Genomic DNA, 18,196 nt, shown 5'->3' with positions numbered 1-18,196 from the left:
TAATATTAAAATTTTACACTCAAACTTTAAATAGTATTTTTGCATAAAAACCATCACATTATGAGAATTTTAAGTCCTTCGAAAAACCTTTTCTTAACAATTGCAACGATTGCTTTCGCACACAACATTCATGCTCAAGACCAAAATTTAACATTGAATCAAGATCCTAAATTTGAGCAATTACTAAACGAGAAGCGTAAAATTAACACGTCAATAAATACAAACGATACTTATAGAATCCAAATCTTTAGCGGTAAAAGCGACGAAGCCAAAAAAACTTTATCGGATTTTAAAAGAGAAAATTCAAATATTGATGGAACCATTATTTTTAGCACTCCAAATTACAAAGTGCTTGTTGGAAACTTCAAAACTAGAATAGAAGCCGAAAGAAACTTGGCAGAAATCAAAAAAAAATACAAAAGCGTTTTCTTACTTAAACCCGGAAAATAATCCATCCAAAAACAAAAAAAGGCGAGATTTACATCTCGCCTTTTTTTGTTTTTTTTAAGATATTTCCAACTATTTCTCCAATGTTTAAATAAAGTTCACTTGCTAAAAATCAATTCAATTTTAATTTCAGTTTACCACTTTAATACCGCTTGCTAAAAAATGAATCTCTTCTTTAGGTGCATTAATAGCTTCTATTTCTGTTTTGGTTTTTTTAGCATCTTTTGCATAATGCTTTAACTCCTCTACAGACGTAACTTTTCTTTCCACACTCCCTTCTAAAACCACGTTTTTACCTTTTAATGCTGTTGGGACAAAAAAAGCATAATCTTTCATTTTAACGAAGAAAGACGCTCCATCTTCAGTTTTAACGCTTACCCAGCAACCTTTTTTCGGACAAACGTCCATCACTTCTCCTTTTACAGCAACGTTTTCTATTTTATTAGCAACTTTTAGATCTTTCTCTAATTCACCAACCGAAATTGCCTTATTTATCAAAGCATTCGAAACATCTTCTCCATAATAATCTCCAACCAATGCATTTCCTGATGGCGGAGCAGGTTTCTCAACGGCCTCTTGAGCAAAAGACAAAGCTGAAAAACACATAAATAAAATCACCGAGTAAAATCCTTTTTTCATATTTAATTATTTTTATTCAACACAATCCAATTTGAAAACTAAAATACACATTTACCCCGAATCTTTCCTTATCAATTTTAATTCAAATTCCACAAATAAAAAAAGTCCCAATTTGCATTGGGACTTTTAATTATATAATTGAATATTATTTTAATTTCTTTTTGATCGCTACTTCATGATAAGCCTCGATAACATCACTAATTTCGATATCGTTGAATCCTTTTATCTGGATACCACAATCGTAACCTTTAGTTACTTCTTTAACATCGTCTTTGAAACGCTTTAAAGCAACTAATTCACCTGTATGAACTACAACTCCATCTCTAATAACTCTAATTCTAGAAGACCTTAAGATTTTACCATCTGTCACCATACAACCAGCGATTGAACCAACTTTAGAAATTTTGAATATCTCACGAATTTCAGCATTTCCTAAAATTTCTTCTTTCATCTCTGGAGCAAGCATTCCTTCCATCGCATCTTTCAAGTCATCGATAGCAGCATAAATAATAGAGTAGTAACGGATATCAATTTCTTCTTTATCAGCAAGCTGTCTCGCATTTCCAGCAGGACGAACATTAAATCCGATGATGATCGCATCTGATGCAGAAGCCAAGTTAACATCGGTTTCTGTAATTGCACCAACTCCTTTATGAATAATGTTGATTTGAACTTCTTCAGTAGAAAGTTTAGAGAACGAATCTGATAATGCCTCTACAGAACCATCAACGTCTCCTTTAAGGATCACATTTAATTCTTTAAACTGACCAAGAGCAATACGACGTCCAATTTCATCAAGTGTAATATGTCTTTGTGTACGTACAGATTGTTCACGCATTAATTGAGAACGTTTTGATGCAATTTGTTTTGCTTCTTTTTCATCTTCAAATACATTAAACTTATCTCCCGCTGTTGGAGCTCCATCCAAACCTAAAACAGATACAGGAGTTGAAGGGCCAGCAGATAAAATTGTGTGCCCTCTTTCATCATGCATTGCTTTAACTTTTCCATGATGTTTTCCTGCTAGCATATAATCTCCAATTTTCAAAGTTCCGTGTTGAACTAAAATCGTAGACACATATCCTTTACCTTTATCTAAGAAAGCTTCAACTACAGTTCCTTGAGCAGCTTTATTTGGGTTAGATTTCAAATCCAAAATCTCTGCCTCTAATAATACTTTTTCAAGTAATTCCTTCACACCTAAACCTGTTTTTGCAGAAATATCATGTGATTGAATTTTACCTCCCCAATCTTCAACAAGTAAATTCATACCTGCTAATCTTTCTTTAATCTTATCAGGGTTAGCATTTTGCTTATCTACTTTATTGATTGCAAAAATAATTGGAACACCTGCTGCTTGAGCGTGACTGATCGCCTCTTTTGTTTGTGGCATAATATCATCATCGGCAGCGATTACGATAATTGCAATATCTGTAACTTGAGCTCCACGTGCACGCATCGCGGTAAACGCCTCGTGACCCGGAGTATCTAAGAATGCAATTTTTTGTCCATTATCTAAAGTAACACCATAGGCTCCAATGTGCTGCGTAATACCTCCTGACTCTCCAGCAATTACATTTTCTTTACGAATATAATCCAGTAAAGATGTTTTACCGTGGTCAACGTGACCCATTACCGTTACAATTGGCGCTCTTGTTACTAAATCTTCTTCTTTATCTTCTACAACCTCTATTGCTTCTTCAATATCTACTGTAATGAATTCAACATCATAACCGAATTCATCTGCTACAATAGTTAATGTTTCCGCATCTAGACGTTGGTTCATTGTAACCATGATACCAAGAGACATACAAGTTCCAATTACTTTAGTAATCGGCACATCCATCATGATTGCAATTTCACCTACAGTAACGAATTCCGTAACTTTAATAGTTTTGCTTCCTTCATCAAGAGCTCTTTGCTCATCATCAGATTTCTGACGGTGTGTTTCTCTTTTATCTCTTCTATATTTAGCCGCTTTAGATTTCCCTCCTTTACCTTGAAGTTTTTCAAGAGTTTCTCTAATTTGGTTTTTTACTTCTTCTTCTGTTGGCTCAACTTTAGCAACAATTGCAGGACGGTTTCCTTTTACGAAACCAGGTCTCTGACTTCTGTTAGCATTATAACCTCCACCACTATTATTTTGAGGTCGATTTGCATTTGGCGTTCCAGGCGCATTACCACCAGTAGCAGGTTTTGGCGCACCAGGCGTACCAGGTTTTGGAGCAATTCTTTTACGCTTATTTTTGTTATTTGCGTTGTTATTACCAACTCCAGGAGCTCCAGGCTTATTCTGAGTCGCTTTAGGATCTTCTTTCTTTTTCTTAGGTTTATTAAATTGAGATAAATCAATTGTCTGACCTGTAAGAGTTGTTCCTGTAAGCTTTTGATATTGAGTTGTAATAGTTTCCTCCGAAGTTGTTGGATCAGTAGACACGATTGGCTCCTGAGCAACTTTAGATTCTGCTTTAACTTCTTTTTTCTCCGTAATAATAGGTTGTTCTTTTTTATTTTCAGAAACAGGAGTTGAAACAACTGGTTCAGATTTTACTGTTTCTTTTTGAACAGGTTTTTCTGGTTGCGCAGGCGCAACAACAGCTTTTGGCTCTTCAACCTTAGCTGGTTCCTCAGAAGGAGTAACTGCAGGTTTTTTAGGATTCAAGTCAATTTTACCGACTTGTACAGGTCCCGAAACAACCGCTCTAGCTTTAATTATTTCTTGCTGTTTTTGACGCTCTTCTTCTTGTCTGCGTTTGTCTTCAATTTCTTTCTCACGTTCTACACGCAATGCTTCTTTTTCTTTTCTTTTTTCTTCTCCAACCTCTTTAGAAGCTTCCTTATTCCCCTTATCGCCCGCAAATTGGCTTTGTAGGATATTAAATTCACTATCAGAAATTTTAGCGTTTGGATTTGCATCAATAGCAATTCCCTTATCTTTTAGATAATCAACAGCTCTTTCTAACGAGATATTTAACTCCCTTAAAACCTTGTTTATTCTTATTACTCTCTCTTCAGACATATAACCTTTTTATTATTACCTTTTTTAGTTGTGTTGTTAGAGCAGATGGTCAGCTATCGCCTAGCTATCAAACTCTTCTTTTAGTATCTTCATAACATCTAGAATAGTTTCCTCTTCTAAGTCTGTTCTTCTTACTAAATCTTCTACGTCATGTTTCAAGATACTTTTTGCAGTATCCAAACCTATTTTTGCAAACTCTTCAATTACCCACTCTTCGATTTCATCTGAGAACTCAGACAATTCAACATCGTCTTCATCTGCAACAGTTCCAGCGACATCTCCTTCACGGATAACATCTAATTCATAACCTGTCAATTGACCTGCCAATTTGATGTTGTGACCACCTCTACCAATCGCTTTAGAAACTTCTTCCAATTTCAAGAAAACTTCAGCTCTTTTACTTTCTTCATCAATTTTGATAGAAGAAACTTTTGCAGGGCTTAATGCTCTTGTAATAAATAATTGAATATTGTTTGTATAATTGATTACATCAATATTTTCATTTCCAAGTTCGCGAACAATTCCGTGAATACGAGAACCTTTCATTCCCACACAAGCTCCAACTGGATCAATTCTATCATCATAAGAATCAACAGCCACTTTTGCTTTTTCACCAGGAATACGAACTACATTTTTCACAGTAATCAATCCGTCGAAAACTTCTGGAATTTCTTGCTCAAATAATTTTTCTAAGAACTTTTCTGATGTTCTAGACATAATAATTTGAGGTTTATTTCCTTTTAATTCAACGCTTTCAATAATTCCACGAACATTATCTCCTTTACGGAAAAAGTCAGATGGAATTTGTTTTTCTTTTGGAAGCACAATTTCATTTCCTTCGTCATCAACTAAGATAACTACTCTTGGACGTACGTGATGTACTTCAGCTGTATAAATATCACCAATAATATCTTTAAATTGTTTGTAAAGATTTGTATTATCGTGTTCGTGAATTTTAGATATAAGATTTTGACGAAGTGCTAAAATAGCTCTTCTTCCTAAATCGATCAATTTTACTTCTTCAGAAACCTCTTCACCAATTTCAAAATCCGCTTCGATCATTCTTGCTTCCGTCAAGGTAATTTCTTCGTTTTCAAAATCAAGATCCTCATCAGCAACGATTACTCTTCTTCTCCATATCTCCATATCTCCTTTATCAGGATTTATAATAATATCGAAGTTATCATCAGATCCGTATTTTTTCTTCAATGCATTTCTAAACACATCCTCTAAAATTGCCATAAGCGTTACACGATCAATAAGTTTATTGTCTTTAAACTCTGAGAATGAATCGATTAATGCTAAATTTTCCATGCGAATTCTTTAATTAAAATTAAAATGTTACTGTAACAACTGCTTCCTTAATTTCTGCATAAGGTATTTGTTGTTCTTTTTGAACTGTTTCTTTTCCTTTTCCTACTTTTTTAGGTTCCCTTGCTTTCCAAGACAAAATTATAAAAACATCGTTAGCTTCTATCAATTCTGCTTCGATTTTTTCAGTATTTGTAGTAATAATCAGCGTTCTACCAATATTTTTCTTGTATTGTCTTATCAATTTCAAAGGCGATCCTACTCCAACCGATGCTACTTCAAGCGAAAAATCCTGTTCTTCACGATCTAGATTATTTTCGATTGCACGACTAATGTCAATACAATCCTGCAACGCCACTCCATTATCTCCGTCTAAACCAACACTAATTTTAAAAGAATCAGAAATAGCCAGATCAATCAAAAAGATTGATGGTTTTTCCAGAAGAGCTTCTGTAATTAATCCGTTTACTTTTTCTTTAAATGTCATAATTTTATAAAAAGAGGGGACACTTAGTCCCCTCATTATTTAGATTTTAATAAATAACAGTGCAAATATAGTGTTTTTTTTATAAATCAAATAAATAGATTGCTCTAAAATAATTTCTTATCTTTATAATAGCATTAAAACACAGAATTATTCATAATTTTTAACCCTCAAATCATGAAAAGAATTTTAGTACCTACCGACTTCTCAGAACATGCAGAAGACGCTTTAAAAGTTGCCGCTCAAATCGCAAAAAAAAACAATTCAGAAATCATTCTTCTTCACATGCTTGAATTGCCACAGCAATCAAACGACGCTGTATTGGGCGGAGCAAGCATTCCTGAGACAATGCTTTTTATGAAAAAAGCAAACGAAACGCTTGACGAAGTTGCCTCTAGAGATTATCTAGAAGAAATTCCAGTTACAGAAGTTGTAAAAATGGACAAGCCTATACACGGAATCACACAAATAAGCAAAGATTACGATGTCGATCTAATCATAATGGGCTCTCATGGCTCATCTGGCGTTGAAGAACTATTAATAGGTTCTAACACAGAAAAAGTAGTTAGAAACTCAGAAATCCCTGTTTTAGTTATCAAGAAAAACATTCCAAATTTTAACGCATCTAATATTGTTTTTGCCTCAGATTTTTCAGAAGAAGCGAAAAAACCTTTCGAAAAACTTCTAAATTTCACAAAAGCGTTCGATTCTAAATTACACTTAGTTACCATCTGCACACCTAACAGCTTCAAACCAACTCACGTTAGCGAAAAAGCAATGAACGATTTTATAGCCGAATTCAACATCACCAATTACACTACTCAAATTTACAACGACACCAATATTGAAAAAGGAATCATCAATTTCTCTAATAGAATAGAAGCAGATGTTATCGGAATGTGCACACATGGAAGAACTGGTTTCGCGCATTTCTTTAATGGAAGCATTAGCGAAGGCTTGGTTAATCACGCAGTCAAACCCGTTATAACTTTAAAAATCTAACTAGTTCAAAATATTTTCAAAAGCTTCTCAAATGAGAAGCTTTTTTTTTGCAAAAAATACAAAAAACATGAGCTTCTCAACAAAGCACAACTGAGCTTCACAACAAAACTGCCAGCGCATATAATGCAGAAATTTGTCAAAAGAAATTCATTAAAAAACAACAATATGAAAACAATAGACAAAATTTACATTAATGGCAAATTTGTAACTCCTCAAGGAAAAGAATATTTTGACCTTATTAGCCCGACAACAAACAAAAAACTAGGACAGGTTCTTTTAGGAAATACTGAAGACACTCAAAAAGCAATCGAAGCTGCTAAAAATGCTTTCAAAACTTTTTCAAAAACAACAGCTTCAGAAAGAATTCAATACCTTAAAAACATTAAATCTTCTGTCGAAAAAAGAAAAGACGATTTTATCAATGTAATGATTGAAGAATACGGCGGAACATTTCAATTTGCAAGCGTAAGCTATGATTATATACTAAAAAGTTTTGATTCAGCAATCGACCTGCTTAACAGTTACGCTTTTACCAAAACAATGGGAGAATCTGAAGTTCAAATGACACCAATTGGCGTTGTCGGAATTATCATCCCTTGGAACTCAAGCAATGGATTTATCTGCAGCAAATTATCTACCGCAATCGCAGCAGGATGCACAACGGTAATAAAACCAAGTGAAATGAGCGCCCAGCAAACACAATTAATCACAGAATGTCTTCACGAGGCAAATCTTCCAAAAGGTGTATTTAATATTGTAAATGGATTAGGCGAAGTTGTCGGAGCAGAAATAAGTACAAATCCAGACATTGCCAAAATCTCTTTTACAGGATCAACCAATGTCGGAAAAATTATTGCAAAAGAAGCTGTCAACACCATGAAGAGAGTTACTCTTGAACTTGGAGGAAAATCACCAAATATCATTTTAGACGATGCCGATTTCTCAAAAGCCATTCCGCTTGCAATGGCCGCAGCGTTTATGAACAGCGGGCAAGCTTGCATCGCCGGAACTAGATTATTGATTCCGGAAAACAGATTAGAAGAAACAAAACTCCTAATTAAAGAAACTGTTTCACATATTATTGTTGGCGATCCTAAAAATCCAAATACCTCTGTCGGCCCAATGGTCAGTACGAAACAATACAATCGAGTTCAAAATTACATTCAAACAGGAATTAACGAGGGCGCAGAAATACTTACTGGCGGATTAGGAAAACCAGAAGGATTAGAAAACGGAAATTTCGTTAAGCCAACTGTTTTCATTCATGCAAACAACCAAATGCGTATTGCAAAAGAAGAAATATTCGGACCTGTATTATCTGTCATTACTTATAAAACAGAAGAAGAAGCAATTGAAATCGCCAACAACACCACTTACGGATTACAAGCTTACGTAAGCTCTTCAAATACAGAAAGAGCATACAATGTAGCCTCACAACTTAATGCCGGGCGCATTCAGATAAATGGAATCAGCCACGACCCGATGGCTCCTTTTGGAGGATTTAAACAATCTGGAATCGGGCGTGAATTCGGAACAATTGGACTTGAAGCTTATTTAGAACCTAGAACCTTAATTCAGAAAAAATAATTCCCATCAATCTGGAAATCTTTAAACACAAAGATTTCCAGATCTTTTAGTATTTTTACAATTATGAACACTAAACCAAATATAAAGCCCAAAATTCTCTACTCGTGTTATTATTCACGCAGTCGCGAAGGCGAGCATTTTATACCTGAACATGTTTTTAGTTATCAGATATCTGGAGAAATGATAGCTTCTGACAGCAAAAATACTTTTCACAGCAAACCCGGAGATTTTCGTTTCAGCAGAAAAAATCATTTGGCAAAATTTACTAAAATTCCGCCCGAAGGAGGGGAATTCAAAACGATTTCTCTTTTTCTCGACCAGGACATTTTGAGAGAAATCAGCAAAGAATACAATTTAAAATCAGACAAAAAATTTGATTCAGAAGCGATGTTTTCATTGGCTACTAACCCACTTTATAAATCCTTCATGGATTCACTGCTATCTTACCTTGAAGTCGAACAAGAAAACAACGAAGACTTATTCAATTTAAAAATCAAAGAAGCTATTCTTCTCTTATTAAAAGTAAATCCAGAACTGAAAGACATTTTATTTGATTTTAACGAACCCGGAAAAATCGATTTGGAAGCTTTTATGAATAAAAACTTTCATTTTAATGTTCAAATGCATCGTTTTGCTTATCTCACAGGTAGAAGTTTAGCTACATTTAAAAGAGATTTTCAAAAAATATTTCAGCAAACGCCTGGGAAATGGCTATTAAACAAAAGACTTCAAGAGGCTTATTATTTAATCAGTCAAGGAAATCCACCATCTGATGTATATATAGGAGTTGGATTTGAAGATCTTTCGCATTTTTCATTTTCATTTAAAAAGAAATTCGGAATCGTTCCTTCATCTTTAAATCACAAATAAAAAACTAAAACTTACTATAAATTTTCTCAATAAAAAAAGCCTCTCATTTCTGAGAGGCTTTTATGTTGGTCTACTAGGACTCGAACCTAGAAAGACTGCACCAAAAACAGTTGTGTTACCATTACACCATAGACCAGCAGTGCTGTTAAGCGGGTGCAAAATTAAAACTTTATTTCACTTACGCAAGCTTTAAATGCATTTTTTTTTAAATAAAAAAAGCCTCTCATTTCTGAGAGGCTTTATGTTGGTCTACTAGGACTCGAACCTAGAAAGACTGCACCAAAAACAGTTGTGTTACCATTACACCATAGACCAGCAGTGCTGTTAAGCGAGTGCAAATTTAAGTCTTTATTTAGTTTGTGCAAACTTTTTGGGCAAAAAAAATCATTTTTTTTTGTTTTTTTCTCATTAAAAACTGCTTCATTACCGAAAACATCTCATAGCCAATGCATTACTTTCAACTTATAGTTTTGTAGAATTTTTTGTTAATGCTCGTTTCTTTACATAAAAAAACATTTTCTTTGTAGGATAGAAAAACATTCAAATTTTTAACACCTAAATATGGCACAATTCAATTTCAATAAATGGAATACAATTATTGGTTGGTTTGCATTTGCAATCGCTTTAATAACTTATACATTAACAGTTGAACCTACAATGAGCTTTTGGGATTGCGGAGAATATATTGCTACCGCAGCCAAACTTGAAGTAGGTCACCCACCAGGAGCTCCGCTTTTCCAAATGATGGGTGCATTTTTTGCAATGTTTGCAATAGATGCCCAGCATGTGGCTGTAATGGTTAACATGATGTCGGTTTTCTCTAGCGCATTTACCATATTATTTTTATTTTGGTCATCGTCTATGATTTTGAAAAAGATCGTAGGTCGTTTTGCAGAAATTGACCAAAACAATTCGATCGTTATTCTAGGAAGTTCTCTTGTAGGAGCCTTAGCTTATACATTTTCTGATAGTTTTTGGTTTAACGCAGTAGAAGCTGAAGTTTATGCAATGGCTTCTTTGTTAATTGCATTGCTTTTCTGGCTTGGTTTGCGTTGGGAACAAGACATGGACAAACCTAAAGGAAACAAATGGCTTTTAATCATTTCTTTGGTTGTTGGCCTTTCGTTTGGAGTTCACTTTATGGCTCTTTTAACTATTCCGTCAATTGGGTTTTTATACTATTTCAAACATTACGAAAAAGTTACAATCAAGAATTTCATTATTGCTAACGTTGTAGTTATTGGGATTTTATTATTCATTTTCAAATTGCTTCTTCCTCTTACTATGGCATTTTTCGGAAAAACCGAAATCTTCATGGTAAACAGCATGGGACTTCCATTCAACTCGGGAACTATCTTTGTAGCATTATTATTTATTGCGTTTTTCTATTTTGGATTAAAATACACTAGACAAAAAGGTTTTATATTTTACAACACTATTATATTATGTATTTTATTCATCCTGATTGGTTTCTCAACTTGGTTAATGCTTCCTGTTCGTGCAAATGCAAATACAGTAATTAACGAGAACAAACCATCAGATGCTACCGAAGTTTTGGCTTACTATAATCGTGAGCAATATGGCGTGAATCCTTTGTTTTACGGACCTCAATACACTGAACTTTTTGCTGGTCTTGATGCTAAAACTCCTTATTTAGACAAAAAACCAAACTACGAAAGAGACTATAAAACTGGTAAATACATTATTACCAATAATTATAAGAATGCGGAACAAAATTCTGATGACAATCAGAAAGCAGTTCTACCAAGAATGTGGAGTACCGAAACTGGTCATATTCAAAACTATATCAACTTTACAAATCCTCCGAAATTTAGAATAGATCCGAATCATAATTATGATGACGATTTGGCAAAATACGGAATTGATGCAAGTCAATTAAGTGAAGATGAATACAATAAAGCTACAGCTCAATTGCGTAATGAAGTTGAAAAAACAGTTTCTGAATTCAGAAAAGCTTATGCTCAAAAACAAATTGACAACGAAGGTTACGTAAAATTCTTAAGAAGCTACGGCGAGTATTTACTTATCGAAAAACCAACTACTGCTGACAACTTCAGTTTTATGTTTGAATACCAATTCGGATACATGTACTGGAGATATTTAATGTGGAATTTTGTTGGACGCCAAAATGATGTTCAAGGTAAATATGATAACCTTGACGGAAACTGGATTAGCGGTATTAAAGCTTTAGATTCTGTTCATTTAGGTTCTCAAGACAATTTGCCTTCTGATGTATTAAACAACAAAGGTCGCAATGCTTATTATTTCCTTCCATTCATTTTAGGATTAATTGGTATAATGTACCACGCTAATAAAGATTTAAAAAGCTTCTATGTTCTTTTGGCTTTATTTTTATTTACAGGAATTGCACTAAAAATATATTTAAATGAAAGACCTTTTGAACCTCGTGAAAGAGATTATGCTCTTGTAGGTTCGTTCTATGTCTTCGCCATCTGGATCGGATTTGGTGTTTATTCGCTCTATGAAAGTTTACAGAAATATCTAGCTCCAAAAATTGCTGGACCAGTAATTATTGCAGGAAGTTTATTGGCTGCACCTGTATTAATGGCCGCTCAAAACTGGGATGATCACGATAGATCTGGAAAATATACAGCAGTTGCAATGGCAAAAGCTTATTTAAGTTCTTGCGATAAAGATGCCATTTTATTTACAATTGGTGATAATGACACCTTCCCTCTTTGGTATGCGCAAGAAATAGAGCATTTCAGAACCGATGTGAAGATTGTAAATACGAGTTTATTTATGACAGATTGGTACATCGATCAAATGAAGGCTAAATCTTATGAGTCTAATCCGTTGCCAATTTCGTTCCAACATAGCCAATATGTGGGGGATAATTTGGACTACACTGCTTATATTCAAAAAATTGATACTCGCTGGAACATTAAAGATTTCATCGATTTCATCAAAAACCCTAAATCGACTGTTGGTTTACAAAACGGACAAACTATTCATTTCTACCCAACAAACAAGATTAGAGTAAATGTTGATAAAAACGTTATTATTCAAAACAAAGTCGTTAATCCTAAATATTACGATTCTATTGTTCCTTATTTAGACATTGACATCAAAGGAAGCGCATTATACAAAAATCGTTTAATGATGCTTGATATCTTAGCAAATAACAACTGGAAAAGGCCAATCTACTTTAGTGGCGGTGCTTTTGATGATGAAGATTATTTATGGTTAAAAGATTATCTGCAATTAGACGGAATGGTTTACAAACTGGTTCCCGTAAAAAATGCTCCTTCTAAAAATGGCGGACCATTAGATATGGGACAAATTGATGCTGAGAAAATGTATGATATTGTAATGAAATGGGATTGGGGCAATAGTAATGGAAACATTTATCATGATCCTGAAACAAGAAGAAACAGCATTACTTACCGTACAAATCTTTCAAGATTAATGAATCAGCTTATTGCTGAAGGTAAAATTGACAAAGCTAAAAATGTAATAAATTTAGCGATGACCAAATTGCCTTTAGACAAATATGGTTACTACTCATTAGTTGAAGCTTTTGCCGATGGTTATTATAAAGTTGGAGAAAAAGCTAAAGCGCAAGATCTTCTAAACAAATTGGTTCAGAAATATAAAGAGAATTTAAACTATTACAGCACGTTGACTCCTTCTGATCAAACAGATTTAGCAGTAGATATTATTACTGATATTGAGCGTTACAGAAGCTTGTTACACGTGATGGATGAAAATAAAGACACTTCTTTTTACAACCAGCACAAAACTACATTTAATACTTATGTAAATGTTTTTGAGCGTTTTGGACGTGAAAAAGAATAAATAATATACGAAAATCTTACTTATTAAAAAAATGCAGCACTGTTTGATAAATAGCGCTGCATTTTTTAATTTTATACATATAATACAATCTTAATTCAAATGAGCTTCTATTGGGTAAAAACTAACGCATTTATCAAAAAGGTATTTTCTAAATATTGCTGGGACATTCCTAACAACGAAAAGAAAATATACCTCACTTTTGATGATGGCCCTACCCCAGAAATCACAGACTGGGTTTTATCTGAATTAAAAAAATTTGATGCAAAAGCTACTTTTTTCTGCATTGGAAAAAACATTAAATCAAACTTAGCTTTATTTGAAAAGTTAATTACAGATGGACATTCTATTGGGAACCATACCATGAACCATGTTAATGGATGGAAAAGCCACACAAACGAATATATCGAAAATGTAAAAAACTGCGCCGCTATTCTTGACGAGCAAGAAAAGACTTCTCACCGTCTATTATTTCGTCCTCCTTACGGGAAAATCAAAAAAGCACAGTCTAAAATCCTTAGAAGTTTAGGCTACAAAATTGTTATGTGGGATGTTTTAAGCGCTGATTTTGACCAAAGCATTACGCCAGAAAAATGTCTTGAAAATGTAACAAAGAATGTGAAATCAGGTAGTGTAATTGTATTTCATGACAGCATTAAGGCTTCTCCAAACTTAAGATTTGCCTTGCCTAGAACACTGCATTTTTTAAAAGAAAACGGATATAAATTTGACATTATTCACTAAATAACACCAATAAAAAGAAGTTATTTAGACGCTAAATTGTTCCTGAACAATTCCGATAATAGTATTCGCATCAAGTTCTCCAGATTGTCTCCAGATCATTTGTCCTTCTTTGTAAATCATTAAAGTTGGAAGTCCTTTAATACGAAGTGCTTCTGCTAGTTCCTGATTTTTATCTACGTCTATTTTGATTACTTTGGCTTTATCGCCAAGGGCAGCAGCTACATCCTTGATAACAGGATGCATAGAAACTGAAGATTCATTCCAATCTGTGTAAAAATCAATTAACACTGGAACTTGGGCATTTATTAGTTCTCCAAATTTTGACATAAAACCAAAAAATTTAAGTTTTTTAAATCTATTAAAAGAAATAAATATAATACAAATTTAGCATTTTTAACGAATTAAGCGACATTACGGCCTTTTTTTAGTTCAATAACCGTTATTTCAGGCATAATTCCAACTCGTCCTGGATAAGCATGAAAACCAAATCCACGGTTAACATAAACGTATCTTCCGACGTTTTCGTATAATCCAGCCCATTGTTTATAAATGTATTGTGCAAGGCTCCATTTAAAATATCCTGGAATTTCGATTCCGAATTGCATTCCATGTGTATGACCCGCAAATGTCAAATGAAAATTCTTTGGGTGATCTTTAATTTCAGCATCCCAATGACTTGGATCGTGACTCATTAAAATTTTAAAATCGTCTTGATGCACATTTTCAGATGCTTTGTTTAAATCGCCCGCTTTCTTAAAATTCACACCCCAGTTTTCTACACCTATTAAAGCAATTTTGTCATCACCTTTTTGAATATAAGTGTGTTCATTCAGCATAAGATTAAAACCAATCTGACCGTATAAACTTTTAATTTGATGAAAATTTTCGTCTTTTTCTTTCTCCGATGGCCATGTCACATATTCGCCATAATCATGATTTCCTAAAACAGCAAATTTTCCATATTTATAATCCTTTATACGTTTGAAAGTTTCCAACCAAGGATGCATTTCTGTGGCATGCGTATTTACAATATCTCCTGTAAATAAAATCAAATCTGCTTCTTGCGCGTTGATCAAATCAATTGCGTAATTAATCTTCTCCGGATTATCAAAACTTCCGCTATGAACATCAGAAATCTGAGTGATTTTAAAACCATCAAAAGCATCTGGAAGATCTGGAAAAAATACCGTTTGTTTGATTACTTTGAAGTTATATTTCCCTTCAAAAATTCCGTAAATAATAGACAGAAACGGAATCGCAGCCAATCCTAAAGCGATTTGGCTAACAAATTTTCTTCGATCTGGCATCATTTCCTTACGTCGAGTATTGTACACAAAATAATTTAGTATACTGGCTCCTATTCTAATAATATCTTCGCCAAACATTACCAAAGTAAGTACAATTTTAGGCACATATACCGCCAGCATTAAACCTGTGGTAAACATAAATTGTCTAGTCTGACCAACAGATCGGTCTACTTGAGAAAAAGAATATATAATATAGATTAAAATAAGTAAGCTTATAACTTGATAGCTAATCAAAACCCAGCGTGTTTTGATTAAAGTTCGAAAAGCCTGATATGAATAGAACTCAATAAATAATAAAAGAGCGCATAGAATTATAAAACGAAAGATCATTTAATTTATAGTTTTAAACAAAGTAACAAAGAATGGGAATTCTATTTCTTTTTATTATAAAAAATTTAACGCTGTAAAATAAAAAAGCTGAAAGATGGCTCTTTCAGCTTTAACCTACCAACCTTTTAAAACTATTTAATCTTAAGACTTAAAATCTTGTTTTATTTTGCTTTTGGGGCTTCTGGTTTTGCAGTTTCTGCTTTTTTCTCACCTTTAGCTTTTTTTTCTGCTTTCTTTTCTACTTTTTTATCGTGTTTTTCAGTTTTGGTTTCTTTTGCTTGCGCTGGGGTTGTTTGTGCGTTTGCCATTGCAAATGTTCCTAAAACTGCTACTGCTAAAATTGCTAATTTTTTCATGACTTTAAATTTTTATGATTGTTATTTTCATTATTTATAAGTCAAAGGTATAATGGTAAAATGAAGACGAAATGAAGATAAAGTCTTACAAGAAATTTTAACTTTTAATTGGCTTTTTCAAACAACAATGTAAAAGTAGTTCCTTGATTTAGAACTGATTTAACTTTGATTTGAATATGATGAAAAGCAGCAATACTTTGTGCAATGGCAAGCCCCAACCCCTGTCCTTCTTGATCTGAACTGATTCTGGCAAAGCGACTGAATATTTTCTCAAGTTGTGACTCATCCATTCCTATTCCTGAATCTTTTACCGAAATAAAATAATGCTCATCAGAAAAACCGTCCTCTATAATTATGCATCCTTTAGGCTTATTATATTTTATAGCATTCGTCACGAGATTATATATAAGAATGTGAACCAAGGTTTTATTTCCTATAAAAACAAAATCATTTTCCATTTCATTCATGAATTGAATATCTCTATCCTCAATTCGATCTTGAAGATCTTCATGCAAATCAGAAACGATTTCTCTAAGATTAATTTCTTCATTTGCCTCATATTGATTGTTATCTATTCTAGAAATCAACAGCAAATTATTAATGATTTTTTTCAGCATGTCTAAGGTCTTCAGCGAACCTGCAATTTTATCAACTGCATTATCGTCTAAAGATTCATTTTGCAACAAATTTTCAAGTTTGTTTTTAAGGAGTGCAATTGGCGTTAAAAGCTCATGTGAAACATTCGAAATAAATTGTTTTTCTTTTTTAAAAACTTCCGTAATTCGATCCATCATTTGGTTTAAAACAAAATCCAATTCTCTAAAATCTCTTGAAGTTGCTTTTATCGGAGTATGATCAAATGTTTCGGGTTCGTTTACACGCCTGATTTTGGTGTCAATAATTTTATAAAACGGTTTTAAAAGATATTCGATATAAAAAGTATCAGCCAAAAAAGTAAAAAGAAGAATGACCACAAAAACAATTATAATGAAGAGCTTGATAACAAAAGTCAAATCGTTAACCTCGCTCAAACTGCTTCCTATTTCAAGCTGATAATCTTCGCCTTCGTACGTAAAATGATGCTGCAAGATTCGATACTCGCTTTCTTCTCCTTCTATTTTTCGGTATTCATTACTGAAGGTTGTTTTCTTCTGATGTGGTTGTATTGAAACTCTAGACAACACCAAAAACTCACTGTGAAGCGTCGAAAACTCAGAGAAAGCATCAGTTGAATCGTTTGGATCTTCTATAAAATCATTTATTTCTTCTTTATTAAGATGCTCAATAAACTTTTTCTTTTTTTCTAATAAAGTGTTATTAATATGATGATAAACCACATTTTCTACCAAAATAGGAAGCATCAGCCATAAAATCAAAATGACCAATAATCTGGTCAAGGCATTAAAAATGGCTAATTGATGTTTTATTTTCACAAGAATCGATTTATTCGTTTATACGATACCCAACATTTCGAACAGTTTCGAACCAATCTATAGCCGTATGTTTATCCAGTTTTTTTCGGAGATTACGAACATGCACATCTATAAAATTGGAATCTGAATTAACTTCCAAAATATCGCCCCAAATATGCTCTGTTAACTGTAATCTTGTAATAACACGATTTTTATTGAGAACCAAATACTGAAAAATATCAAATTCTTTTTTAGTTAGATTGATCGGCTGATCGCTAAAACTTACTTTATAATCCTGAAGCTGCAACAAAAAACCGTGAATACTCAAATTATTTAAAGTAAAACCATGAATTCTGCGGATAACCGCAAATAATCTAGCTGCTAATTCTGTCAAAGCAAAAGGTTTTGTCAAATAATCATCGGCCCCCAAATGAAGTCCGTTAATCCTGTCATCCAATTCTCCACGCGCAGTAAGCACAATTACCGCAATTTTCGATTTTGTTTTTCTGATTGCCTGCAAAACCTCAAAACCATCGCCATCAGGCAAACCAAGATCCAAAAGCATAACATCATAATCATTACTTCCAAATTCGTCTAAAGCATCGGCACAATTATTTGCAATTTTACAAATATATCCTGCATTGCATAAAAAGTCGTAAACTTCTACAGCAAGCTCTTTATTATCTTCAACAATTAAAACATTCATAAACCTAACATTTAAGCGCAATTAAAATTAATCAATTGTAAAAAATTGAGTAGCGCATTATTAAAAAATTAACGAATGCAAAAAAGCTGACAAATTTCTTCATCAGCCCTTTTCAATCGCATTCTCATAATCATTATTCCTGTTT

At 33.4% G+C, this 18,196-nt stretch carries 15 protein-coding genes and 2 tRNA genes; 6 read left to right on the top strand and 11 right to left on the bottom strand.

Annotation, left to right across the window (positions count from 1 at the left end; genetic code table 11):
• Positions 1-60: 60 nt before the first annotated feature.
• Positions 61-450: an SPOR domain-containing protein gene (locus QLQ96_RS08035; protein ID WP_482496153.1), complete on the top strand. Its 390-nt coding sequence runs from the start codon at positions 61-63 to the stop codon at positions 448-450.
• A 126-nt stretch (positions 451-576) separates the two neighbouring features.
• Here QLQ96_RS08035 and QLQ96_RS08030 read toward each other — a convergent pair whose 3' ends face one another.
• The 4 genes from QLQ96_RS08030 to rimP all read right to left on the bottom strand — a co-directional run bounded on the left by QLQ96_RS08030 (position 577) and on the right by rimP (position 5,903).
• Positions 577-1,086 (bottom strand): DUF4920 domain-containing protein, encoded by a 510-nt coding sequence (locus QLQ96_RS08030; protein ID WP_482496152.1) that lies wholly within the window; start codon positions 1,084-1,086, stop codon positions 577-579.
• 145 nt (positions 1,087-1,231) lie between these two features.
• Positions 1,232-4,105, bottom strand: coding sequence for a translation initiation factor IF-2 (gene infB / locus QLQ96_RS08025; protein ID WP_482496150.1), 2,874 nt, complete (start codon positions 4,103-4,105; stop codon positions 1,232-1,234).
• A 60-nt stretch (positions 4,106-4,165) separates the two neighbouring features.
• On the bottom strand, positions 4,166-5,419 hold the full coding sequence (gene nusA / locus QLQ96_RS08020) for a transcription termination factor NusA (protein ID WP_482496148.1): 1,254 nt from the start codon (positions 5,417-5,419) through the stop codon (positions 4,166-4,168).
• Positions 5,420-5,438: 19 nt separating this feature from the next.
• Entirely contained in the window at positions 5,439-5,903 is a 465-nt protein-coding gene (gene rimP, locus QLQ96_RS08015; RefSeq protein WP_482496146.1) for a ribosome assembly cofactor RimP, read from the bottom strand.
• A gap of 174 nt (positions 5,904-6,077) precedes the next feature.
• Here rimP and QLQ96_RS08010 point away from each other — a divergent pair, with 174 nt between their 5' ends.
• The 3 genes from QLQ96_RS08010 to QLQ96_RS08000 all read left to right on the top strand — a co-directional run bounded on the left by QLQ96_RS08010 (position 6,078) and on the right by QLQ96_RS08000 (position 9,359).
• The gene (locus QLQ96_RS08010) at positions 6,078-6,902 is read left to right on the top strand and encodes a universal stress protein (protein WP_482496144.1); all 825 of its coding nucleotides are present in this window, start codon (positions 6,078-6,080) and stop codon (positions 6,900-6,902) included.
• Between the two features lie 165 nt (positions 6,903-7,067).
• The gene (locus QLQ96_RS08005) at positions 7,068-8,489 is read left to right on the top strand and encodes an aldehyde dehydrogenase family protein (protein ID WP_482496142.1); all 1,422 of its coding nucleotides are present in this window, start codon (positions 7,068-7,070) and stop codon (positions 8,487-8,489) included.
• 63 nt (positions 8,490-8,552) lie between these two features.
• The gene (locus QLQ96_RS08000) at positions 8,553-9,359 is read left to right on the top strand and encodes a helix-turn-helix domain-containing protein (RefSeq protein ID WP_482496140.1); all 807 of its coding nucleotides are present in this window, start codon (positions 8,553-8,555) and stop codon (positions 9,357-9,359) included.
• A 65-nt stretch (positions 9,360-9,424) separates the two neighbouring features.
• Here the strand turns inward: QLQ96_RS08000 and QLQ96_RS07995 are convergent.
• Positions 9,425-9,495, bottom strand: a tRNA-Gln gene (locus QLQ96_RS07995).
• Positions 9,496-9,603: 108 nt separating this feature from the next.
• A tRNA-Gln gene (locus tag QLQ96_RS07990) sits at positions 9,604-9,674 on the bottom strand.
• A gap of 246 nt (positions 9,675-9,920) precedes the next feature.
• Between QLQ96_RS07990 and QLQ96_RS07985 the strand changes: the two genes are divergently transcribed.
• Together QLQ96_RS07985 and QLQ96_RS07980 are read left to right on the top strand one after the other, a co-directional pair.
• Entirely contained in the window at positions 9,921-13,199 is a 3,279-nt protein-coding gene (locus tag QLQ96_RS07985; protein ID WP_482496138.1) for a glycosyltransferase family 117 protein, read from the top strand.
• 99 nt (positions 13,200-13,298) lie between these two features.
• Positions 13,299-13,940, top strand: coding sequence for a polysaccharide deacetylase family protein (locus QLQ96_RS07980; protein WP_482496136.1), 642 nt, complete (start codon positions 13,299-13,301; stop codon positions 13,938-13,940).
• A gap of 24 nt (positions 13,941-13,964) precedes the next feature.
• Here the strand turns inward: QLQ96_RS07980 and QLQ96_RS07975 are convergent, their stop codons facing one another.
• The 5 genes from QLQ96_RS07975 to QLQ96_RS07955 form a co-directional block, all read right to left on the bottom strand.
• On the bottom strand, positions 13,965-14,309 hold the full coding sequence (locus QLQ96_RS07975) for a thioredoxin family protein (RefSeq protein ID WP_482496938.1): 345 nt from the start codon (positions 14,307-14,309) through the stop codon (positions 13,965-13,967).
• Positions 14,310-14,341: 32 nt separating this feature from the next.
• Positions 14,342-15,577, bottom strand: coding sequence for a metallophosphoesterase (locus QLQ96_RS07970; RefSeq protein WP_482496135.1), 1,236 nt, complete (start codon positions 15,575-15,577; stop codon positions 14,342-14,344).
• Positions 15,578-15,738: 161 nt separating this feature from the next.
• Positions 15,739-15,933 (bottom strand): hypothetical protein, encoded by a 195-nt coding sequence (locus tag QLQ96_RS07965; protein ID WP_482496133.1) that lies wholly within the window; start codon positions 15,931-15,933, stop codon positions 15,739-15,741.
• 104 nt (positions 15,934-16,037) lie between these two features.
• Entirely contained in the window at positions 16,038-17,366 is a 1,329-nt protein-coding gene (locus QLQ96_RS07960) for a sensor histidine kinase (RefSeq protein ID WP_482496131.1), read from the bottom strand.
• A 10-nt stretch (positions 17,367-17,376) separates the two neighbouring features.
• Positions 17,377-18,051 (bottom strand): response regulator transcription factor, encoded by a 675-nt coding sequence (locus tag QLQ96_RS07955; RefSeq protein ID WP_379700042.1) that lies wholly within the window; start codon positions 18,049-18,051, stop codon positions 17,377-17,379.
• Between the last annotated feature and the right edge of the window lie 145 nt (positions 18,052-18,196).

The sequence above is a fragment of the Flavobacterium sp. B167r genome, from assembly GCF_056824315.1.
Note: the sequence above shows the minus strand (reverse complement) of the source record. Positions and strands in the feature narration are given on the sequence as shown.